The following is a 23,529-nucleotide window of genomic DNA, read 5'->3' on the forward strand; positions in this document are numbered from 1 at the left end:
TATACTTTATATCTAATTAAATGCACAAGATATTAATAAGAAATAACTACAAACCTTTGGTCGGAAAAATCAAGATTAATGGCTCAAAAAATGCTGTTTTACCAATAATGGCAGCAAGTCTATTAAGTAGCTCCCCGGTAATTTTGCATAATGTACCTGATTTAATTGATGTGCATCTAATGTCTAAGTTGCTTGAAAGTCTTGGAGCAGAAGTGAACTTTATGCACAATAAAAATTATAAAGCGAACCATACTTTGAAAATTGACTGCAGCAATATCAACAATCACGTGATGCCATATAAAACCGCAAGTAAGCTAAGAACTTCTTTTCTAATATTGGGTCCAATGCTTAGCAGATTTGGCAAAGCGAGAACAGCATTTCCTGGTGGATGCAACATTGGAAAGCGTCCCGTTGATATGCATATTAAAGCATTAGAAGAAATGGGAGCTAAAATTGAAATTGACGGCTATAATATAATTGCAACAGTGAAAGGAAAGCTACAAGGAAAAGAAATCACATTTGAGAAAATAAGTGTTGGCGCAACAGAAAATGTAATAATGGCAGCAACATTTGCAGAAGGAGTGACAACAATAAACAATGCTGCAACTGAGCCGGAAGTTCTTGATTTAATAGATTTTCTGAAGAAAATGGGTGCTGATATTGAAATTGATAATACAAAGGTCATAATAACAGGAGTTGAAGCACTAAATGGATGTGTTCATAAAATAATACCAGATCGCATAGAAGCAGGCACCTATGCACTAGCTGCTATAATAACCGGTGGTAAGTTGGAGTTGGAAGGAATAAATCTATCTGATATAAGGTGTATTACAAATGAGTTGGAGACTATAGGAGCTATGGTTGAACTGTATGATGGAGGCATTGTTATTTCCAGAAAAAATGGCTCTATTAAGTCTGCTAACGTTGCGACAGATCCATATCCCAATTTTCCCAGTGATATGCAACCACAACTGATGTCTGCAATGTGCATCGCTGATGGGATATCAGTAATTGAAGAGAACATTTTTGAAAACAGATTTACACATGCAGATGAATTGAGAAAGTTAGGTGCTAATATCAGCATCGAGAAAAGCAAAGCTACTATAAGTGGAATAAAAAGCTTATCTGGAGCTAATCTATATGCTACTGACTTAAGATCAACAGCAGCTTTGGTGCTTGCTTCTTTGGTAGCCGGTGGAGAAACTATAATAAACAATTCACATCATTTATGGAGAGGATATGAAGCAATGCATGAAAAACTCAATTCATGTGGAGCTGATATCTCCATTTCGTCTTGAGGATATTTTATGAATGAAGCAACCAAACGAACTATAGTAAAAGAAATAGATGCAATCTTATATGAAGAACATAAGGTATTAGACCATGGATTTATTCGAGTAGTGGATTATATGGGCTCTGATAGCGCTATAGTTCAAGCTGCTCGTGTTTCTTATGGCAAGGGAACAAAACAGATAAGTCAGGATGAAGCACTTATAAAGTATTTAATGAGACATCATCATACAACTCCATTTGAAATGTGTGAAATTAAGTTTCACGTGAAACTTCCAATTTTTGTTGCAAGGCAATGGATAAGGCATAGAACTGCAAATGTGAATGAATATTCAGCAAGGTATTCAATACTTGATAATGAATTTTATACACCTAAACCAGAACAAGTTGCAAAACAATCTGACAATAATAAACAAGGTAGCGGGGAAGCTTTTGATCCAGATACCTCAAAGGAAATAATAGATTCTCTAACAAATGACTCTAATTTAGTATATTCTCATTATGAAAAATTTATTGAGCAGGGGCTTGCAAGAGAAATTGCCAGAACTAACCTAATGCTTAATTACTACACGCAATTTTATTGGAAAATAGATCTGCATAATCTCCTTCATTTTTTGAAGCTTAGAGCTGATAAGCATGCCCAATATGAAATCAGAGTTTATGCAGAAGTTATGCTGGATATAATAAAAAAATGGGTTCCACTGGCCTACAATGCCTTTGTTGAATATTGCCTAGAATCAGCCTGTATTTCAAGAACTGGTCTAGAAATAATTCGCAAATTAATTAAAGGGGAAAACGTTACTAGAGAAGAAAGTAATATTGGTAAAAGAGAATGGGGCGAGCTGATGTCTATACTTGATAAACAATCTTAAAGATAAAGGCATACGTGTCAATCTCCTCTGTCAGTTAACTCTCGTTCACCAGATTGAATCTTGCTTTTTACATCACATTAACTCATCACTTTTATAGAACATCTCATTAAAATCATTTAGAGTTCCAAAATCCTGACCCTTGATAAACAGGTGATCATTAGCAACATGTGCTTCATCAAGAGTAAACAGCTCGTAATGATGATTGTGAGCGGGCCTAACAATTTCATTATATAAAACCATTACTTGTTCGTAGTTATATCCATCGCCAGCATGATATTTACCACGTACGGTATCATAAAAATTCTTTACATCATCATATGTCACTTGCAGCTCCACCTTATACTTTCCCACTTCAAGAGGACTTCCTGTCTTTATTTTTAAGGGATGTTGTGAATTTGCAACACTGTTAGAAGTTTCTGCTTCAATATCAGAATTTTTATCCATATTTTCTATCACACTTGCCATAACAGTTTCTTGTTCATCTTCTGTTGGTTTTGTTTGTTTTTCAGTCTTATTACTGCTACTGTCAGTTTCCACAGTTACTTTTTTTACTTCTATATCTTTTTGGGCTTTCTCATTACTTTGCTTGTGTATTTCATCTCCATGCAATTTTTCCTGCAGAGCTTTTTTCGTATCAGCATAATCATCACGATTGCTTTGCAAAGCTGGTTTATAACTGCTGCTATCATCCGCTTGCATTTGATCTATATAGTTAGATTCTTCTTCCTGTATAGTATTTTTTGCGTTATCCTCACCAACCGTTCCTTTCTCCCCAGACTTGGCTTCACTCTCTACCACAACTTCTTCGTCTACTTGCTCATCATCAATTGTAAATTCAGTACCTATCTGATTGCTATCTTCCTCCAATTCATTAGATAATTTTTCAGATAGCTGGTCACCACTCAAATATGGTTCCTTTGAATATTTAGCATAATTATGGGGATCGGTTCTGTTTTCTGAATAAAACCCACTTTCAAAGTCTGAGTAGGAGCTTTGATTGAGCACAAAAAATAAGTTTTCATAATTAACCAGCATATCACTATCAGGGCTAACAAAATTTAAATATTCATCGCCTTCCCATTCTGGGTGGTGTCTATACTCTGCTATGTAGTATTTACTAGAGTCGAGAGGTATCTTGTCACCTTCTTCCCCATCAAGTTGTAAAACTACTGCTGAATGCCCATTACCTAAATCATTACCTTTTACCACTTTGAATATTTTAATCTCATCCTTTTCTACAAGTTCTTTTAACTCCTCGTTCTTTTCATTTAACTCTTCCTCCCTTTGTCTTTCTGCTTCTCTCTCTCTTGCCAATCTTTCTGCTTCTTCATCAGCTTTCTTCTGCAGTTGTGAGAATACATTTTGTAATATATCTTGTGTGGTTAAGCTATTTGTGTTGCTTAAAAAATTATCTAACACATTTGATGCAATTGGTGACAATTCACCGTGATCATCAAATACTTTTTCCTTTGCTTTATCATAGTGATTTGGGTTATAGATTGCATACAGAGGATAAAAACCATAATCTGCAATTGACGCTCCGTCAGGTGATAGTTCCATTGAGAATCCATAGTAATTAAGTGGAAGATTGGAGGTTAAATATTTACCGTTATCATCCCTAACGTGTAGCTCACTTCTACCATTGTGCTCACTATATTTGTTGTAGTAGATATAAAAATTCTCATGGTTAAGATTGAAGTGATCATCTAGATTATCGAATTGAATTGTACTGCCAAGCTTCTCGCGCAAAAGATTTTTGCTTTCATCTGTAAGCTTTATATGTGCAGAAAAGTAGTATCGATCTATAGGTTCGCCTTTTTCTATTTCAAAGTTCAAAGTAATCTTGTCGTTGACCATTGGTAGCCTCCACAAATTCTATAAATCATTTTATTTATCAATCATACGGTCTGTACTATGAAAAATGTGTTAAACGTTAAGATTTTCTCTGTACCGATTCATCTATATTGCCAAGCTTAATAAAGTTACAAGCTCTTTAAAACAATGTTAAACTCAATCACTATGGCAAAAACAGTTGACGTATTACTACCACTTCCAATTGATCAGTTATTTTCATATGCAATTGAGGAAAATACTGAGATTTTACTTGGAGATTACGTAGTGGTGCCATTTGGCAAAAAACGCTTAATCGGAATAGTTTGGAAATACAGTGATAAAAGTAACCGAGAATTAAAATTTATTGAGCAAAAAATCGATTTACCAAATATTAGACCAAAATTGATTGCATTTGCAGAGTGGGTTGCACAATACAATTTAATACCTATTGGTATGCTTGCCAAAGTGATAATGGGAGGAGTGTTAAAAGTAAATCACATAGATAAATTGGTTTGTGTTGAACAAAAGCAGGAAACAAGTGAAATAAGTTGCCAATTAAGCCCTGAACAGCAGATAGCTAGTGATAAAATAATCAGCAATTTGAACGAGTATTCAGTGACTTTGCTTGACGGTGAGACAGGATCTGGAAAAACGGAAGTTTATCTCTCTGTGATTGCACAATTGATTAAGAATTACACTGCCGTTCCAAATGCTGCTCAGACTTTACCATCCCAGTGCCCAGAGACACAACTGTACGAACATTGTGATTTGGGTCTACCAAGAGGGTGTCATCCGAGTAGCCTGACACTGGGATCCAGTTTTTCATATAACCTCATTACAAATGTTTATTTTAACTTAAAACCAATACCTAATTTACAATCAAAATTCCTGGATTCCAGTGTCAAGCACTGGAATGACACCTTTATACTCAAGGCAAAACCCACTGTAACATTTAGCATACCGTCTTTGCCACGTACTAGTATGACACCAGAATATGTTGAAATGACATCAGGAGAAGGTAATACACAAATTTTAATCCTCCTACCTGAAATTGTTTTAACTTCACAATTGGTAAATCGTGTTCGCGGTCAGATATCAAAAAACTTAGTTGAATGGCACTCAAGGCTCACTCCAAAAACTCGCCGGAATAATTGGCTCAATATAGCAAGTGGAAATGCGCAGATAATTATTGGTGCACGATCAGCACTTTTTTTGCCTTATAAAAACCTAAAATTGATTATCGTTGATGAAGAGCATGATTCATCTTTTAAGCAAGAACAGGGAATTATATATAATGCTCGAGATATGGCGATAATCTTAGCCAAATTTGAAAATATTCCGATTATTTTATCATCAGCTACTCCACTGCTTGAAACGATTCATCATGTTAAAAACGGGAATTACAATCATGTAAAGCTAACCAAGCGATTCGGTGGTGCAGAATTGCCACTCATTAAAGTAGTGGATATGAGAAGCAACAAGCAATGGATCTCCTCTGAGCTTTTTGAAAGCATCAAACAAACCATAGAGAAAAAACAGCAGGTTATGCTTTTTCTAAACCGCAGAGGGTATGCACAACTGGCAGTTTGTAAAAAGTGTGGATATAAAATTTCCTGCTTAAATTGTGCTGTTTGGCTTACATATCACAAGAAAAAAAATGCTCTTTTGTGCCATCATTGCTCTTATCAATTGAAACTTCCAGAAAAATGTTCTAATTGCCAAAGTGAACAGTCATTGTCACTTTATGGCGTAGGAATTGAAAGGTTACTTGAAGAAATGGTGAAATTAATACCAAACGCAAAAACTGCGATCATAAGCAGCGATCAGAAGTCGGTTAGTAACGTAATTGATTTGGTACTGAAAGAAGAGGTGAACATTATAATCGGCACACAAATAATTGCTAAAGGGCACAATTTTCCCAAATTAACTTTGGTTGGAGTAATGAATGCAGATTTGAGTCTCGAAAATTCTGATTTAAGAGCAGCGGAAAAGACGTATCAATTGTTGCACCAAGTTGCAGGCAGGTCAGGAAGGTTTAATGAAAAAGGAATGGTAATAGTGCAAACCAATAACCCTGAAAGTTCAATAATAAAAGCATTGCTGCATCAAAAAAGAGACTCATTTTATGAAATCGAACTTGAGTCAAGACGCGAAGCCAAAATGCCACCATTTAGCAGATTAATAGCGCTTATAATTTGTGGTAAGAATCAGATTGCGACACAAAAAGCAGCGAATGAAATAGTAAAATCTCTTCTCTGTCATCCAAGTAGCTTAACTACTTGTATCCAGGAAAAAAATGTAGGTGTAGACAAAAAGGAATTTGAAATTCTTGGCCCATCACCAGCAGCAATAAATTTTTTAAATAATAAGTATCGGTATAGGGTATTATTAAAAATACACAATAAGCACAGTCTATCCATACAAAAAAAGCTGAAATATTGGATTAAAAATTGTAACTTGAATTCGAGTATTGCAGTGATAATAGATGTTGATCCTGTAAGTTTTTTTTAACGAGTTCCGTTAAGCCTTCTTGCCAATTACTACAACATTCTCACTGGGAAAAAAATAATCAGGTACAACCATATTTTTTGGTGCAGGACCCCCAATCACTCGGCCTGATGTATCATAATATGAACCGTGGCAAGGACAGAACCAACCATTACCATCTCTTGTAGCGTGGTCAACCGGTACACACCCAAGATGTGTACATATTCCGATCATGATTAACCATTCGTCTTTTCCTTCGTATACTCTCTGCTCATCTAATTGAGGATCCCTCAAGCTCTTCACATTCACAGCTCTTGCAGCCTCAATTTCTTGCTTTGTGCGCCTACGAATGAATACTGGTTTACCTTGCCACTTTACTTTTACTCCATGTCCTTCCTGAATTCCAGACAAATTCACTTCCACTGTGGAAGTTGCTAGAACTTCAGCAGAAGGATTCATAGATTTAACCAGTGGCCAAAGCCCACTTACAGCTCCTATACCTGCCATAGCGCATGTAGTTAATGTTATAAAATCTCTCCTACTCTTATTTTTAGTAAGATCTTTAACAGGAGGTGTTTTTTTATCCTCTTTGTCTGCCAGTGGTTTTTTATTTTTAGTTAAATTTTTGTCCATTGATCTTTACTTAGCCATAAGTATATATTTTAATTTAAATACTGCGTATTAATCAACAAAAACTTGCGCTTTTTGTTTAACCTGTACTACAGTTGAGAAGAGATAGAGTTTTCAACTTCAGAAATACTATCTTCAGTGGAATCAGGATCTTCAATTTTCGCTACTGACACCACCTTTTCTCTACTTTCTGTTTTAAATAGAGTTACTCCCTGAGTGCTACGTCCTGCAATCCTGATATCATTTACTGAAATACGAATTAACTTTCCTTTATCTGTAATAAGCATTATATTATCACCCTGCTCAACTGGAAAACTAGCAATAACATTACCGTTTCTGCTAGTAGTAAGAATATTGGTGATACCAACACCACCCCTGTTAGTTATTCTATACTCATACGCAGAAGTTCTTTTACCAAAGCCATTTTCGGTAATAGTTAATATAAACTCCTCATTCACTGCAAGTTTTAAGAATAATTCGTTATCTATTCCTAAATCATTCAAAGTCTTTTCCAATTTAGAATCAATGGAGTTATTAATTGCAGTTCCCAGTCTTTTTGCAAGTGGAACTTTTAAGTAAAGTTCTTTTGTTTCTGTTGCTACACCTATCCCATTTAATATGGTCATGGATATCACGCTGTCATTCTTTGCAAGTTTGATACCTCTTACGCCATCTGAATTGCGACTTTTAAATTGACGCACATCACTTACAACAAATCTGATACTTTTGCCGAATCTTGTTGAAAGAAAAACATGATCAATTTCATTGCATACTTTAACCGATATTAATTTGTCTCCTTCATCGAGCTTTATTGCTATTTTTCCATTGCTTGGAATATAGTGAAAGTCCGCCAAAGAGTTGCGCCTTATGTTTCCATAGGCAGTAGTAAAAACTATGTTTTGATTTTCATCATTTTCACTTGGTAACGGCATGATATTAGTTATAGTTTCACCATCGCTAAGCGGGAATATATTAACAAGCGCTCTTCCACGTGCAGTTGGCTCTGCAAGAGGTAACTTATAAACTTTTAATCTATAAACTCGACCAATGTTAGAGAAGAACAAAACGCTAGTGTGAGTATTTGTCACAAATAATTCTGTAATTACGTCTTCTTCTTTTAATCCCTGTCCTAGCTTTCCTTTTCCACCACGACGCTGAGTTCTGTAGTGAGAAAGCTTCACACGCTTGATATAACCATTCATAGTTACGGTTATCACCATATCCTCTTGTGGAATTAGATCTTCAGCTTCAATGTCCGTATCTGATTCCTCTATTGAAGTTTTTCGCGGCACAGCAAATCTGTTCTTTATTTCTTGTAGATTGTTTTTTATTTCCTTCATCAACTTCTCTTCTGAGCCAAGAAAAGCGATATATTCTTTTATCAGGTTGATCATTGAACTTAGCTCAGCTTCTAATTTGTCTTTTTCAAGGCCTGTTAAACGCTGCAGTTTCATATCAAGGATAGCTTTAATTTGTAGCTCAGTTAATCTATACACTCCATCTTTCAAAAAGCTTGCGCTATCTGAAATCAACTCGATAATAGTGTTGATTTCATTCGAAGTTTTCCATTCTTTATTTAAAAGTTCTCTACTTGCTTCCGCAGGATCTTTTGCACCGCGGATGATTTTTATCACTTCATCTATGCTGAGGACCGCAATGTAGAGCCCTATATATATATGAGCTTTTTCTCTCGTTTTTCTTAGACGAAATTCTGTTCTCCTGATTAACACTTCTTTTCTAAAATCAATAAAGGCCTCTATGATTTCTTTCAATGACATCAAAGCAGGCCTGTTGTTATTGAGCACTAAAGTGTTAACACTAAAACTACTTCTTAGTGGAGTTAGCCCCAATATTTGATTAAGTATAAAACTTGCTTCAGCATTTCTTTTGAGGTCAATTACTACTCTAATACCAGACTTATCGGACTCATCCCTAATTTCTGTTATACCATCAATTCTTTTTTCTTTTACAAGCTCACCTATCTTCTCAATTAATTTTACTTTATTTACCTGGTAAGGTATTTCATCAATCACTATTGCTTGCCTATCTTGTGGCAGATCTTCTATATGAGTCTTGCCTTGCACAACAATTGATCCACGACCAGTTGCAAATGCTGATCTTATTCCAGACCTTCCAAGAATTGTTCCCCCAGTTGGAAAATCCGGCCCTGGCATCACTTCAAGTAACTCATCCAAAGTAACTTCAGGATTATTTACATATAATATACAAGCATCTATTATTTCTCCAAGATTATGAGAAGGAATATTGGTTGCCATACCAACTGCAACACCACTTGCACCGTTTACCAATAGATTCGGAAACTCTGCAGGCAGCACAACTGGTTCTGTTTCATTTCCATCGTAGTTTGGCCTAAAATTAACTGTATCTTCATCAATATCATTCAGTAAAAAGTGCGACACTTTTTGAAGTCTTGCTTCTGTGTATCGCATTGAAGCTGGTGGATCTCCATCTATCGAACCAAAGTTACCTTGCCCATCAACAAGTGGTAAAAGAAGAGAGAAATCTTGGGCCATTCTAACCAAGGAATCGTAAATAGCTGCATCACCATGTGGGTGATATTTCCCCATTACGTCCCCAACTATACGAGCCGCTTTTTTATATGGCTTACCGGCATCGAATCCAGCTCTTGACATTGCATATAATATGCGCCTGTGAACAGGTTTAAATCCATCCCGCACGTCAGGTATAGCCCGGCTTATGATAACGCTCATTGCGTAGGAAAGATAAGAATCTTCCAGCTCTTTTACTATTGAGATTGGTACTATATTATCCTGCATTTTCTACACTTTAATTGAAGTAATTAATAATACTAACATTCAGTTAAGCAAATGGGCAATGACAGACTTGAACTGCCGACCTCCTCGGTGTAAACGAGATGCTCTACCAGCTGAGCTAATTGCCCCTTTAGATCTAATTCTATAGCTCAATATTATTATTGTAAACAAAAATAGCAATAAATTGTATCCGTTCAGCAGAGTGGCAAAATAGGTAGACAAGGTGATCTAAAAAGATAATCATAGAGTAAATGTGAGGTAAGTCCTTACAATAAATGGTGTCATCCAAGTAGCCGACACTGGGATGGCTTTGTTGCATAGCAACTGAAAAAATCTGGTGGCTACTGACAAAATTCATTATAAAATAGCCATTTAACCTTGAAAGAAAAAATATGCCACAAAAAATGAGGGTCAGTAACCATAGCGAATATAACAAATTTCTAGAAAAAAGAGGAAATATTTTTCATTATATCAACGAAGCCATAGAAAAGTGGTACGAGAATGGTCCAAAAATACCAGGTGGCAACAATATTTATAGCGATAAAGTTGTAATTTTGGTGCACATAATAACTTGTTTATTTAGAATAGGCCTGAGGCAAACAGTTGGGTTTATAGCAGGATACCTTGAGCAAATTGGGAAAAATTTGCAAGTTATCAGCTATTCACAATCATCAAGAAGGTTTAAGAAACTCAATATTAAGATCAATGATTGCAGAAAATAATATGGAAGATATCGAAATTGCTATAGACAGTACAGGAATTAGTATATACAACAACACTCCTGGTCATAGCAAAGAAAATAGCGAAGATAGAAAGTATCGCAGCTATGAACAGACAAGAAAATTGCATGTAATGTTGAATACAAACAGCAAAAAAGCCATAGCTGTAAAATACAGTAACGGCTGATCACTATGGAGCTTGTGATTTGCTAAAAGAAGTCGATTTTCAGTATGTCATAAAAGTACTATATGCAGATAGGGCATATGACAGAGAAAAGCTCTATAAGCTGTGTAATCAATATGGTATAAAAACGAAAATTCCTCCGAAAAACAACGCAGCAGAGCATCCAAAGTTAGACTATATGGCTGAGAGAAATTCTGCAGTCAAGCTCATAAAGTCATATGATGAAGATGGTATAAAGAAGTGGAAAAAAGAGATGAGTTATGGAAAAAGATCTTATATAGAAAGTTTTTTCTCGCGACTGAAACAAACATTCGGGTTTAGTTTTAGGAATAAATCTGAGACAAATAGAGAGAAGGAACTACTTGTTAAATGCTATTTGCTCAATAAGTTCACTGATATTGGTATGGCTAAATTTGAGATAACTTCATAAATTTATTGTGCGTTACCTACTATCCGAAGAGCGATGCAACAAAGCCATCCCAGTGTCAAGCACTGGGATGACACCCTCCTTGGCAAACAATGTTCGTACAGCTATGTGCGTGACGCTGGCGCTGGAATCTAGAAAAAAATAGATCCAAGTAGTCAAGCTACTTGGATGATACTGACTGCTAATTTTTTATGCAAGAGGTCCAATCATTCACCGTTCTTGCAAGTGATAGCACTCTCACTTCTTTTGCACCGGAGTTTAAAATTTCCTGAGAGCAAGATCTTACAGTTGCTCCGGTTGTTACCACATCGTCAACTAATATCACGATTTTATTTTCGATAATTTCTTTGTTGCTTATACTAAAAGCCTTCTTTAAATTTTTTTCACGCTGTTTAAGTGAAAGACCAGCTTGAGGCGCAGTATGGCGAAGGCGTTTTATTGCAAATGGCGTATAGGATAAATTGGACAACTTACTCAATTCTTTTGCAAGCAGTGCTGCTTGATTATATTTACGTTTAAACAAGCGCATTTTATGTAACGGTATAGGAATTATGATCTCTGCGTTCTGAAATGTATCCTGATTAGCTTGGTGTATCCACTTTGCATAGATTTTTACGTAATTCAAATTATCAAAAAATTTGAAATTTATAATCATGTTTCTACTATGTTGATCATAAGCAAAAACTGATCTTAATACTTTAAACGGTGGAGGATTGATGATGCACTTACCACACGTATAAATATTGTCTGAGATTACTACGCCACAAACATTGCAGTAATGCTTAGTTAGAAAATTGATTTTTTTGTTGCATTCACTACACAGATTAAGATTTTCATCAATGATACATTCGCAACTTACGCATACGCTTGGAAATATGAGATTTGTAGCTTTTTTTAGTAAGAGAAGGTTCACAACTCATTAAATATATTATAAAATAATTTATATAGTATAGCTAAAGTAACTTAAGCTTACACTCTTTCACTTTTTATTCCATTTCAATATAGTTCATGCTGCTGAAAAGCAGAACTTATAACTCAGTTTGTGGTATACCATTGACTGAAGTAGTCTTTGAATTATCCTTAGATAAAAATTGATGTTTTTCTGGCTTCTGTACTTCACTCAACTTACTTTGCACTTTGTCACAAGCCCACACAAGTGGCGTTATGATTGACGCGGCAGCCCAAATGATAGCAGCGCAAGCATAACTTACAATCTTGTTAAATACTCTAGCTACTGCATTAGCACAATCTTGCCCCATTTCTAAAAATATGTTTGAATAATTAACGAATGATTTTGTATCCGTTTTAAAACAATAGTCCCCTGTTATTTTTGACAATAACTTGACTGGAAAGTATGACAAACATGCCACTATCAAAAGTAAAGGTTGCAATATTATGTTGGCTGCTAAAACAGCACCCAGTGTACACAATGAATACACTCTCTCTGCTCTGTGGCCCACGTATTCACATTTATCATTGTTTTTATAATACTTGTTATAATCGTCTTTACTCTCAACTCCACAAATTACATCTTTCACAGATCCTAGCACATTATCAACGTAATGTACGGACTTATAGAAACTATTTTCTGGAACTAGTGTGTTATCTTCTGCTTTCTTAGCAGGTACAACTCCATATTCAACGTACCTTCTAAAGTATCGATATACTGACATTCTTATCTCCAAATCATAAATATGCAACCTAGCCTAATATAATTAAGAAATAGTTTATAATAAATACGTTTTAAGATACCTGCCTGTAACACTTTCTGGAATTTTTACCACTTCTTCTGGAGTTCCAGTAGCAATCACTTCTCCGCCTTTTATTCCGCCCTCTGGTCCGATGTCTATTATATAATCTGCAGTTTTTATAACGTGCAAATTGTGCTCGATAACTATAACAGTGTTTCCCAGATCGACTAATCTATGGAGTATTTTTAGTAAGTTATTTATATCTTCAAAGTGTAATCCAGTTGTTGGTTCATCAAGAATATACAATGTTCTTCCGGTAAATCGTTTTGATAGCTCTTTAGATAGCTTTATTCGTTGTGCTTCCCCCCCAGACAACGTTGTTGACGACTGTCCGAGTTTTATATAGCCAAGTCCCACTTCCTGCAAAGAAACCAACTTTTCTTTTACCATTGGAAGGTTTTCAAAAAAAACACAAGCTTGATCTATCGTCATATCAAGCACATCAGAGATTGATTTTTCTTTATAAGTAACTTCCAATGTTTCCCGATTATACCTTCGCCCTTTACATTGCTCACACTTCACATAAACGTCCGGTAGAAAATGCATCTCTATCTTTAAGTGCCCATCACCTTTACAAGCCTCACACCTTCCCCCTCTGGTATTAAATGAAAACCGGCCTATATTATATCCCCTTGCTTTTGACTCCGAAAAACCTGCAAACCAATTTCTTATATGAGTGAACATACCAACATATGTTGCTGGATTTGACGCAGGAGTTCTACCAATTGGCGACTGATCAACTTCTATAACTTTATCTATATATTCAAGGCCTTCTATTCTATCACACTGACCATACCTTGCAGACGAATGATGTATCTTATGTGCTGAATATTTATATAACGTTTCTATGACTAAACTTGATTTTCCCCCTCCTGATATTCCAGTAACACAAATAAGATTCCCTATAGGAAATTTAACGTTCACATTTTTTAAGTTATTTTCACATGCATTTATTACTTTTATGAACTGAGTTGCTTGCTTTCTTCTCCTTGGAATTAAAATTTTTTTCTCTCCACTCAAATATTGCCCTGTTATGCTCCCCGAATTTCTTTGCACCTGGTCTGGTGTTCCTTCTGCAACAACTTTTCCACCATTTACGCCAGCTCCAGGACCAATATCAATCGCATAATCAGCAGCCATTATTGTATCTTCATCATGCTCAACAACGATTACAGTGTTACCCATGTCTCTTAAGTTTTTTAGTGTGGCAATTAACCGATCATTATCACATTGATGAAGGCCAATCGAGGGTTCATCAAGAACATATAAAACCCCCGTTAATCCTGAGCCAATTTGCGAAGCAAGTCTAATCCTCTGACTCTCGCCACCAGAGAGAGTGCTAGATTCTCGATCAAGCGTTAGGTAATTCAACCCTACATTCTTTAAAAATGTTAGCCTCTTGATTATTTCACTTAGTATTTTATTTGAGATTTGCTTCTGTTGTTCTGTGAGCTTGTCTGGCAAATTTTCAAACCACTTAAGGGATTCATCGATACTAAGCCCTGATATTTCACCTATATGTTTGCTATCAATTTTTACTGTAAGCGCTTCTTTTCTCAATCTATAGCCAGTGCATTCTCTGCAGTGAGTAACAGAGCAATATCGCTCAACAAGCGTTTCATCATAATCCATCTGGTTTTCTAAGATACTGACCAAACCTTGAAATTTACCGAAGCCAAAGAGTATCATATCTTTTACTTCTTGATCTATGTTCTTCCACGGAACATCAAGGCTAAATTTACAATTTTCAGCCAGTGATAGAATTGCACTTTTTAAAAATCCATAACCTGTGTGCACTTGACGGAACATTGATCCCACTGGCTTTAAAGCGCCTTCAGATATTGAAAGAGTTTCATCTGGCACTATCAGCTTCACATCAATAGCCAGCTTTTTACCAAGCCCATTACACGAACCACATGCACCGTAAGGGCTGTTAAAAGAAAATAATCTTGGTTCTATTTCCTCAAGAGTGAAACCAGACTCGGGGCATGCAAAATTCTCTGAAAAAGTCAGAATTTGACCATTTTTATACTCGGAATTATGGTTGTCAGGTAGGTTTACTATTTCTACATACATTAGACCATTACCAAGTTTTAGTGCGGATTCTATACTACTTGGCAGTCGATTTCCTATATCGCCCAATATTGATATTCTATCTGCAACCACAAAAATGTCGTGTTTCTTGTTCTTATCGAGTTTAGGCAAGTCATCTACATTGTACACTTCACCATCTATTTTGAACCTTACGTAACCTTGTCTTTTAATTTCCAATATCTCTTTAAGATGTTCTCCCTTTCTACCACGCACAACAGGGGCAAGTATATATATCTTAGTTTCTAAAGGTAACGCAATTATAGTATCTACAATTTGAGACACCGTTTGTTTTGTTATTGGTAATCCAGTTGCAGGTGAATAAGGAACTCCTATTCGTGCATATACTAAGCGCAAGTAATCGTAAATTTCGGTAACAGTTCCAACTGTTGACCTTGGATTTTTTGAGATCGATTTCTGGTTGATAGATATTGCAGGAGAGAGACCTGTAATCGACTCAACATCTGGTTTATCCTGAATGTTGAGAAATTGACGCGCGTAAGCTGACAGGCTTTCAACGTACCGGCGTTGGCCTTCTGCATAAATCGTATCAAATGCAAGGCTAGACTTGCCAGAACCACTTAGCCCAGTTATAACAACTAGCTTATTTTTCGGTATATTGACGTCTACACCTTGCAGATTATGTTCCCTTGCGCCCTTAACTCTGATAAAATCGTCCATATTATACCATATAGCGTATTAACCATTATAGCCTCAAAATACGTGAATTTATAGTGATATATTGATTTTCTATTGATTTTTTCAACTGTTACGGAAAATTAAGCAGCGTTTGATAAATCGTCATTCCGCTACTTGTTAGCGGCTGAGATACCGCGACGGTATGACGGTTAAGTAGGCCAGTGCCCCTATGATGTCATCCCAGTGTCAAGCACATAGCTGTACGAACGTTGTAGTTTAGGAGCAATTCCCACCAGTGGGCCAGTGCCCAGACACTGGTTCTATGCAACTTAATTAAAAACGTTTGTTTTAGCGTAAGACAACTACCTTTAGCTCATCAGCTCAGTTATAAGCAAAATTTCTGGATTCCAGACTGGAATGACACCATTTGCTGTGCAATTTACCTTCAAAAATGAATGTTCGTACAGCTATGTGTCAAGCACTGGGATGACACCATTCTTTTTTCTGGATTCCAGTGTCTGGGCACTGGAATGACACCCCCCTGATAGGCTCAAATCATAGTGTTTGTACAGTTGTGGGTTTAGGCTACCTATAAATTCTAAACTGTTGTTACGTATTAGGACCACCAAATACACCCCCAGGACCCAAAGTCAGTTTAGCTATATCAGAAAACAGGTTATGTGGAAATCTTAAAATACTTCTTGTTCGCCAAGCAAAATAAATACATTCCTACAAACAAGCAGATGCTCAATACTGACACATAAGAAAACTTAAAAATTAAATCTCTAATGTATATTGATAAGCATTTACCTGCAGAAAATTTGTATAGTAATCCAACACATACAACGGCACTATCAACCACTGATGCTATAATTAAAGTAATGAAATTTGCCATATGAAAATTCAACTTGGACTTCAATTTTTCAAAAATAATTATGCTTGAGAGAAGAGATACTAAAATTGCAGTATATGAAATCAATATCATCAAATTAAAACTTTGCCATTTAAAAACACAACATAGCGCTGTACACACTATTAAGTTGTACGTAGCTTTGCTTCTGCCATAAAATTCAACCATTGAATTTACAACTAAAGCAGCTCCCACAAATAAGGCAGCACATATCATCAATTTATTTGAAGTGTTGAGTAAAGAAAGACTGATAAACAGGAGTATCGATAAAATAGACATAATTACCTACCCAAAATTAATAACATACATTCATTCTAAATAAACATTACATATAGTAAAAGAGTTATTTAGCATAATAAGAAAAATATTTTATATTAGCATGCCACATCTTTCAAATCTACTTTTAAAACATCCTTTATGTTTAGCACCTTTTTCTCTGTTACTTTGCCAATACATGAATAAACTGCACCTTCAAACAATTCTTCAAACCTCTTCTGATTTTGTGGTGCAATAGTAACCAAAATTCTACTTTGCGATTCAGAAAACATTATTATCTTGTTTATTATGTCTGTATTTTGTATTTTTCCTATTGGCACTAGTGAAAGATCGATTTCAGCACCAAGGTCTCCTGCAATTAGCGATTTTGCCAGAGCAATAACTAATCCGCCTAAGTTTGGTGCAATTGCAGAGGCAATTATGCCATCTTTTATTGCCTGGTTGTAACGCTCATACAACTTCCTAGCGCTCTTTGCATCAACTTTTGGTACGTTGTTATTACCTATTCCACTATATAACTGATATTCAGATCTACCAAGTTCATCAAGTGTTTCTCCAAGCACATATATCAAGTCCCCTGGCATTTTTACATCAAGCGATACCGCATTTTCAATATTTTCTATAATTCCAATTGCTGAGATGAGTAATGAAGGTGGTGCAGAGATTATCACTTTCTCGCCATTTTCATCATATCCCTTGAAGTCATTGAACATACTGTCTTTTCCGGATATGAATGGTGTTTTAAATGCAGTTGCGAAGTCGTAACAAGCCTCTGCAGCTTTCTTTAGTTGCCACAACCTTTCTGGATTATAAGCATCACACCAGCAAAAATTGTCGAGCAACGCTAGATGATTTATATTTCCTCCTGCGGCTACATAGTTGCGTATCGCGGTGTCAATTGCACATGCTGCCATGTGGTAGGTGTCAATTTCTCCATAACTTGAGCCAAATCCTTGCGATTTTACAACACCTTTATTTGAAGAAAGAACAGGCCTTGAGACAATAGCTTCGCTGCACATTCTTCCCTTGCCTTGCAGTGGTTTTAACACTGACGATCCTTGAACCTCATGATCATATTGCACCACTATGAACTCTTTACTGCAAATGTTTGGTCTGCTTAACATTTCTTTTAATTCAATTTCTAAAGAAGGCGAACTTGTTGTCATTCCAGCGCGTGGCGCTGGAAGCCCCTTAGACCACGGCTTTGTCTGTAAATGCATTTTAGGATTACCATCATGCAGAAATTCAGTTCCGATATCCATTATTACTGTCCCTTTAGGACATTTAACAACGGCTTTACCACTCTCATTAAACTCTCCAATCACACAAACCTCCACATCATGTTTTTTCATGATTTGCTTAAACATAGGGAGATTTTCTTCTGGCACTGCTAAGGTCATTCTCTCTTGTGATTCTGATATCCATATTTCCCACGGAGCCATACCATCGTTTTTAAGGAGAACCTTGCTCAAATCAACTTCAAATCCGTCTTTTCCCATTTCACCAATAGACGACGACAGCCCACCTGCTCCATTGTCCGTTATTGCATTATAAAGACCAAGATCTCTTGCTTTTATGACGGCATTGGATAGTTTTTTTTGTGTTATAGGGTCACCAATTTGCACAATCGTTGAAGGGCTGTTTCCCGACAAAGCCTCTGAAGAAAACGTTGCACCGTGAATTCCGTCTCTTCCAACTCTTCCGCCAATAATTACGATTTTATCGCTGTTTTTAGGCCCTTTGATGTGTGAAGGTGCGTTATTTATGTTGCGCGGAATAATTCCGACACTGCCAACAAAAACTAACGGCTTGCCACAAAATCTATCGTCAAAATATACCGATCCAAGTTGCGTTGGAATACCAGAGCAATTACCAGCAACATTAACACCGTGGATCACTTCTTTCATTATATATTTTGGCGGTAAGATCTCATCAGTGCGCTCTTTGTCCCTATAAAACTTGCCTTTTGCTTCTTTGGCAAAGCAAAAGTAATAGGTATTCATTATAGGCTCCGCGCCTTTCCCGAAACCAACTATATCACGATTTACTCCAAGTACCCCAGTCATTGCTCCACCAAACGGATCAAGCGCCGAAGGGCTATTGTGAGTTTCAACTTTATCTACGATTAAGTAATCGTCATTAAAAATTATTCCTCCGGCATTGTCGGAGAAAACTGACACGCATATGTCAGAATTTATCTCACGCGTTGCACGCTTAATATAATGTGCGTATAGGCCATCTTTTATTTCATCAATGGGAGAGCAAAAGATATTGTGCTTACAATGTTCAGACCAAGTTTGTGCTAGGGACTCAAGTTCAATATCATATGGATTTCTATTAAGTTTTTTAAAGTAATCCTTTATAGCTTTCATTGCTGCCAGAGAGAGCCCTAAAGTGCCATTACCATCGATTCCATCTCTGCTGATTTTCTCAAGTTCTTGGTCACTTACATTGAGGTCAACGGACTTAGTACTATCCTCTGTCATCCCAACCCTACCTTCTGTCATTCCAGTGCTTGACACTGGAATCCAGTTTTCATTATACAATTGCTTGAAGTTTTCTGGATCCCAGTGTCTGGGCACTGGGATGACACCTTTTAATTTACCGTAATGCCTCCAATAGCAATTGCCGTTTTCTTTATAAACAAGAATGCAATACTCAGTGATAGGATTAAATTCTTGTTTTATATCATCTTCAGTTGCTTGACTTAGAATCAATTTTGAACTTCTTGCTTTTATACAAACATTTTCATCAATGTAGTCCTTGTTTATTAAATATTCTCTAACAATTTGTTTCGCTGTGTTGCCTACATTGTCAGTCATGCCAGGTAAAAAGCTTATCTCCAAGCCCCACTTTGCTTGTGGTTCTATGAAGTTATATTGAACTTCTTCAAGGTTTTCATTGTAGGAATAATAACGGCAGTCTTGTATGACTTTATTATAAAATAGCCCACAAATTTCTTCATGTAATTTTGATGGTAATTCTTTGCTTATGTAAATCAAGTAAACATTAACTACCCTTCTGCGGCCAACTTGTTCACATTTATTTAAAACTTCTATTCTGATGTTTGCCATGTAATATTGTGAAAGACTTTAATATATCATAGCATAAGAAACTGCGAGCACATTTATATTTTAAATAATTTCTATACAATAAAAGTATTGTATTAATTGTTACTGTTAGTGGGAAGAGTTTTTACTGTTAATGTGGATGAATCCCTTTTTGATGTGCTGGTTCAGCACATATTTTCTGAATATGAAAGAGAAAAAATTCCCGAGATAAAGGTCATACTTCCTTGCAAGAGGGATGTGATAGCGCTACTCAATGCATTCAAGAATTATAACGCTGAAAAATGCATAATTTTGCCAGAGATAGTTTCGCTAGAGAACATTGATGAGGAAGATTTAATATTAAATCTTGATAGAGTTAAAGTTATAAGTCCAATAAAAAGGACGCTGCTACTCATTCAATTCATATTGGAATGGAATAGAAAAAATAATGATAATTTCCCAATTGATTTAGCTTATAGCCTGCCATCATTGCTTGATAAAATTCAGTATACCCAAATGGCAGAGTTCGATGAACATTCAAAAAAAATAGAAAGTTTCATAAATTTACTTATTGAAACATGGAATAAAATTTTAAAAGATTTAGGAGTAGTAGATATATTAGAACATAAGAGTGATTACATAAACAGTATGATAACCTCTTTACAAAAAGACCAACATATAATCTTTGTTGGAATCGGAAAGGATAAGTCGTTAATTAAGGCTATATATGACCTGCCGTTTGGAGAAATAATTTTGCCTAACCTGAATTTGAAAATTAAAGAGAAAGACTGGAAATTGCTTGATAAAAAACACTATCAATATTGTTTGAAAGATCTGCTCGATTATTTAAATGTAGATAGAAGGGATGTGAGTTTTCTGCCAGAAGCGTGTTCTCCAGTGCTCCGACACTGGGATCCAGAAAACTTAACTTTAAATGAACGCACCAGGTGGCTGTACAATAGAAACTGGATTCCAGTGTCAAGCACTGGAATGACACCATCTACTACTCAAATTACCTGCAAATTACAATGTTCGTACACTAAAAATCAGAGGGCTGGGATGACAGGAAGTCCTGAGCTAGATTATGTCTTTGATACAACTGCCGATCTAAGCAAAGTTAGTAGTGGACATATTGGCAATATTGAAGTCATCACTTGTGATTCCAGAGAGGAAGAAGCACAAGTGACATCATTAATTATAGAAAATGAAGGTTATGAAAACGTTTCTTTGGTTGTCTTTGATAAATTACTTGCAGCTCGTATAGCATGTTTATCAAGGCAACACAGTGCCATACCGGAAAATTATCCTTATATAACGCTTCTACTTTATAGTATCGAAGTTTTGACCTCAAATTGGAGCAGTGTGGCATTACTTTCGCTCCTTAAACATAGGCTAGTGACTTTTGGTTACACTCAAGAAGAGTACTCTCGGATTTTATCTGAATTTGAAATAGAGATATTACGCAACTTTAGTACAAATGGCCTGAGCGATATTATAAATGCTATCAATGCTCATAAAAAGCTAAAACATAAAGAAGATATATTACTTATTATCAGTAAGTTAGGGATTATATTTAATCCTTTACTTAACATTATAAATTGCCCTATTTCTGATGTGGTGGCAACTCATTTGCAGTGTATTAATGTGCTATCTGGTATAAATTTTTCAGAGCTAAATAGTGAAATAGGTAATTTCACCTGTAATTTCTTGAATGCATGTGAGGGTATAGAAATTAAGTGCTCCTTAGAGTTATATAGCCAAATTCTGACCTTATTTTTAGAGAAAGAGTTTTTCTCTGTAGCAAGTGACTTGAATAAATTCAGCTTATATCACAACAAAGTTGTAATACTCGCTGGATTTAATGAAGCGCCAAGCTTTCAAAGTCCGCTTGTGAATGCACTTACGAGAGAAAAATTTAACCTTCCTTCTGCGCAAGAAGAGCAGGGGTATTTTTTTTATACTTTACACAATTTGTTTTGTGCAAGTAAGGTTTATATTACAAGATCGCTAAGCCATAGAAAACCAATTCTATTGCAGCGTTTGGAAATTCTGCTTAAGGAGGGGAAACAGCCGTATCGTGATTGGCTGAGGGTATTAAATACGCCTGAATGTACTGTTCCATGTACTCAGCCTATGCCAAAACCTCAAACCGAAGTTAGAAAAGAAAAAATGCAGGTGATGTCTTGCAGTGCAATAGAAAAGCTAATCCGCAACCCTTATTCATTTTACGTTGAATATATACTGGGCCTTAAACAATTAAGAGACTTGAATTTTAAGCCATCGATATTGGAATTTGGCACTATGGTACACAACATTCTTGCAAGATATTTACGCAACAAAAAATCTCCAATGAGCATTGCACGAGAAGCATTTTCGACTAGTCAGTTTAATTTTTCAAATATGTGGTGGGTAAGACTACAAAAGATAATTCAATCTTTTGTCGAATTTGATGAAACTCGAAGCAATTATGTTGAGTTGGAAAAGAACTTTTCCTGTCCGATATTTCATATTCCAGCGCGTGACACTGGTTCTTGTGATCAGTATGAAACTGCTTGGATGACAAATAGGCCACAAGAAATCTTACTGACAGCAAGATGTGATAGAGTTGAGTATCTACCAAGTGGGCAAGTAGCAATTATAGACTATAAACTTGGTTCACCACCTTCCAATGAAGAAGTGATGTCGGGGTTTTTTCCGCAATTAATTTTGCAAGCTTTAGCGGTAGAGTATGTGACCGGAAGGGAAGTCTCAGAACTTGCTTATTGGAAACTTGATTATGATAAAATAAAAGTTATTTCTTTGCGAGATTATAGACAAAAAATGCAAGAATTTCAGAATGATCTGCCAGATTTTTTATCTAATTATTTAAGTAATTCCACACCCTTTATTGCCTCTCCATATTTTGATAAATTCCTGAGATTTAACAGCTATAAACAGCTAGAAAGGGTAGGAGAGTGGTTGTAAATGGTGTCATCCGAGTACCTGACACTGGTTTCCATCCAAAAGGGTGTCATCCCAGTGCCCAGACACTGGGATGGCTTTGTTGCATCACACTTTATGAGATGGTGATTTATGGTAAATTCATGTAACTATCTCAAATTTAGCCATACCAATATCAGTGAATTTATTAAGCAAATAGCATTTGATTAGCAGTTCTTTTTCTCGATTTATCTCAGATTTATTCCTAAAACTAAATCCGAATATTTGCTTTAATCTTGAGAAAAACCCTTCAATATAAGATCTTTTCCCATAATTTACTTCTTTTTTCCATTCTTTCATGCCATCTTCACCGTATAATTTTATTAACCTAATAGCAGCATTCCTGTCAGACATATAATCTATTTCTGGATGTTCTGCCGCATTGTTTATTGGTGGAATTTTTGTCTTTATATCATATTCGTTACACAACTTATAAAACTTGTGCCTATCACATGCTCTATCTGCATATAGTGCTTTTATGGCATGCTGAAAATCAACTTCTTTTAGCAAATCACAAGCTCCATAGTGATCAGAGTAGACACCGTTACTGTATTTTACAGCTATGGCTTTTTTGTTGTTTATATTCAACATTACGT

General features: G+C 36.0%; 14 protein-coding genes, 1 tRNA gene and 1 pseudogene. 6 read left to right on the plus strand and 10 right to left on the minus strand.

The annotated features are described in order from the left end of the window. Positions 1 to 20 precede the first annotated feature (20 nt). Together murA and thyX are read left to right on the plus strand one after the other, a co-directional pair. On the plus strand, positions 21 to 1,298 hold the full coding sequence (gene murA, locus DEF52_RS01435) for a UDP-N-acetylglucosamine 1-carboxyvinyltransferase (RefSeq protein ID WP_006279833.1): 1,278 nt from the start codon (positions 21 to 23) through the stop codon (positions 1,296 to 1,298). A 9-nt stretch (positions 1,299 to 1,307) separates the two neighbouring features. Further along, positions 1,308 to 2,162 (plus strand): FAD-dependent thymidylate synthase, encoded by an 855-nt coding sequence (thyX, locus tag DEF52_RS01440; protein WP_015589436.1) that lies wholly within the window; start codon positions 1,308 to 1,310, stop codon positions 2,160 to 2,162. A 72-nt stretch (positions 2,163 to 2,234) separates the two neighbouring features. Here thyX and DEF52_RS01445 read toward each other — a convergent pair whose 3' ends face one another. Beyond that, a complete protein-coding gene (locus DEF52_RS01445; RefSeq protein ID WP_010963093.1) occupies positions 2,235 to 4,019 on the minus strand; it encodes a hypothetical protein in 1,785 nt (594 codons plus the stop codon). A gap of 144 nt (positions 4,020 to 4,163) precedes the next feature. On the opposite strand from DEF52_RS01445, the gene priA reads away from it, so the two are divergent. Then, on the plus strand, positions 4,164 to 6,506 hold the full coding sequence (gene priA, locus DEF52_RS01450; RefSeq protein WP_151807652.1) for a replication restart helicase PriA: 2,343 nt from the start codon (positions 4,164 to 4,166) through the stop codon (positions 6,504 to 6,506). A gap of 9 nt (positions 6,507 to 6,515) precedes the next feature. Here priA and petA read toward each other — a convergent pair whose 3' ends face one another. From petA to DEF52_RS01465, 3 genes are all read right to left on the minus strand, one after another. Then, the gene (petA, locus tag DEF52_RS01455; RefSeq protein ID WP_151807653.1) at positions 6,516 to 7,115 is read right to left on the minus strand and encodes a ubiquinol-cytochrome c reductase iron-sulfur subunit; all 600 of its coding nucleotides are present in this window, start codon (positions 7,113 to 7,115) and stop codon (positions 6,516 to 6,518) included. 86 nt (positions 7,116 to 7,201) lie between these two features. Continuing rightward, positions 7,202 to 9,910 (minus strand): DNA gyrase subunit A, encoded by a 2,709-nt coding sequence (gene gyrA / locus DEF52_RS01460; protein WP_151807654.1) that lies wholly within the window; start codon positions 9,908 to 9,910, stop codon positions 7,202 to 7,204. 52 nt (positions 9,911 to 9,962) lie between these two features. Next, a tRNA-Val gene (locus tag DEF52_RS01465) sits at positions 9,963 to 10,035 on the minus strand. Positions 10,036 to 10,299: 264 nt separating this feature from the next. Here DEF52_RS01465 and DEF52_RS06965 point away from each other — a divergent pair. Together DEF52_RS06965 and DEF52_RS06720 are read left to right on the plus strand one after the other, a co-directional pair. Continuing rightward, positions 10,300 to 11,240 (plus strand): annotated as a pseudogene (locus DEF52_RS06965) (IS5 family transposase). Positions 11,241 to 11,247: 7 nt separating this feature from the next. Continuing rightward, positions 11,248 to 11,382 (plus strand): hypothetical protein, encoded by a 135-nt coding sequence (locus tag DEF52_RS06720; protein ID WP_256437791.1) that lies wholly within the window; start codon positions 11,248 to 11,250, stop codon positions 11,380 to 11,382. Between the two features lie 36 nt (positions 11,383 to 11,418). Here the strand turns inward: DEF52_RS06720 and DEF52_RS01480 are convergent, their stop codons facing one another. From DEF52_RS01480 to DEF52_RS01500, 5 genes are all read right to left on the minus strand, one after another. Then, entirely contained in the window at positions 11,419 to 12,150 is a 732-nt protein-coding gene (locus tag DEF52_RS01480; protein WP_151807656.1) for a ComF family protein, read from the minus strand. A 115-nt stretch (positions 12,151 to 12,265) separates the two neighbouring features. After that, positions 12,266 to 12,910 carry a hypothetical protein gene (locus DEF52_RS01485; protein ID WP_151807657.1) on the minus strand — a complete coding sequence of 215 codons (645 nt, stop codon included), beginning with the start codon at positions 12,908 to 12,910 and terminating at the stop codon, positions 12,266 to 12,268. Positions 12,911 to 12,964: 54 nt separating this feature from the next. Continuing rightward, on the minus strand, positions 12,965 to 15,760 hold the full coding sequence (uvrA, locus tag DEF52_RS01490) for an excinuclease ABC subunit UvrA (RefSeq protein ID WP_151807658.1): 2,796 nt from the start codon (positions 15,758 to 15,760) through the stop codon (positions 12,965 to 12,967). 634 nt (positions 15,761 to 16,394) lie between these two features. Further along, positions 16,395 to 16,907 (minus strand): hypothetical protein, encoded by a 513-nt coding sequence (locus tag DEF52_RS01495; protein ID WP_006279733.1) that lies wholly within the window; start codon positions 16,905 to 16,907, stop codon positions 16,395 to 16,397. A gap of 95 nt (positions 16,908 to 17,002) precedes the next feature. Beyond that, on the minus strand, positions 17,003 to 19,978 hold the full coding sequence (locus DEF52_RS01500; protein WP_151807659.1) for an AIR synthase-related protein: 2,976 nt from the start codon (positions 19,976 to 19,978) through the stop codon (positions 17,003 to 17,005). A 108-nt stretch (positions 19,979 to 20,086) separates the two neighbouring features. Between DEF52_RS01500 and DEF52_RS01505 the strand changes: the two genes are divergently transcribed. After that, positions 20,087 to 22,918 carry a WPE palindromic element domain-containing protein gene (locus DEF52_RS01505; protein WP_179951356.1) on the plus strand — a complete coding sequence of 944 codons (2,832 nt, stop codon included), beginning with the start codon at positions 20,087 to 20,089 and terminating at the stop codon, positions 22,916 to 22,918. 117 nt (positions 22,919 to 23,035) lie between these two features. On the opposite strand, the gene DEF52_RS06450 is transcribed toward DEF52_RS01505, so the two are convergent. After that, positions 23,036 to 23,529, minus strand: a 494-nt coding sequence (locus tag DEF52_RS06450) for a transposase (protein ID WP_237357318.1), incomplete at its 5' end; no start/stop codon positions are given.

Source organism: Wolbachia endosymbiont of Nasonia oneida (assembly GCF_009012935.1).
GTDB lineage: Bacteria > Pseudomonadota > Alphaproteobacteria > Rickettsiales > Anaplasmataceae > Wolbachia > Wolbachia pipientis.

What these genes read in the sequence shown, in the direction of transcription:
- murA (WP_006279833.1), top strand. Translation starts at nt 21, where the DNA reads ATGCACAAGATATTAATAAGAAATAACTACAAACCTTTGGTCGGAAAA.
- thyX (WP_015589436.1), top strand. Translation starts at nt 1,308, where the DNA reads ATGAATGAAGCAACCAAACGAACTATAGTAAAAGAAATAGATGCAATC.
- DEF52_RS01445 (WP_010963093.1), bottom strand. Translation starts at nt 4,019, where the DNA reads ATGGTCAACGACAAGATTACTTTGAACTTTGAAATAGAAAAAGGCGAA.
- priA (WP_151807652.1), top strand. Translation starts at nt 4,164, where the DNA reads ATGTTAAACTCAATCACTATGGCAAAAACAGTTGACGTATTACTACCA.
- petA (WP_151807653.1), bottom strand. Translation starts at nt 7,115, where the DNA reads ATGGACAAAAATTTAACTAAAAATAAAAAACCACTGGCAGACAAAGAG.
- gyrA (WP_151807654.1), bottom strand. Translation starts at nt 9,910, where the DNA reads ATGCAGGATAATATAGTACCAATCTCAATAGTAAAAGAGCTGGAAGAT.
- DEF52_RS01485 (WP_151807657.1), bottom strand. Translation starts at nt 12,910, where the DNA reads ATGTCAGTATATCGATACTTTAGAAGGTACGTTGAATATGGAGTTGTA.
- uvrA (WP_151807658.1), bottom strand. Translation starts at nt 15,760, where the DNA reads ATGGACGATTTTATCAGAGTTAAGGGCGCAAGGGAACATAATCTGCAA.
- DEF52_RS01495 (WP_006279733.1), bottom strand. Translation starts at nt 16,907, where the DNA reads ATGTCTATTTTATCGATACTCCTGTTTATCAGTCTTTCTTTACTCAAC.
- DEF52_RS01500 (WP_151807659.1), bottom strand. Translation starts at nt 19,978, where the DNA reads ATGGCAAACATCAGAATAGAAGTTTTAAATAAATGTGAACAAGTTGGC.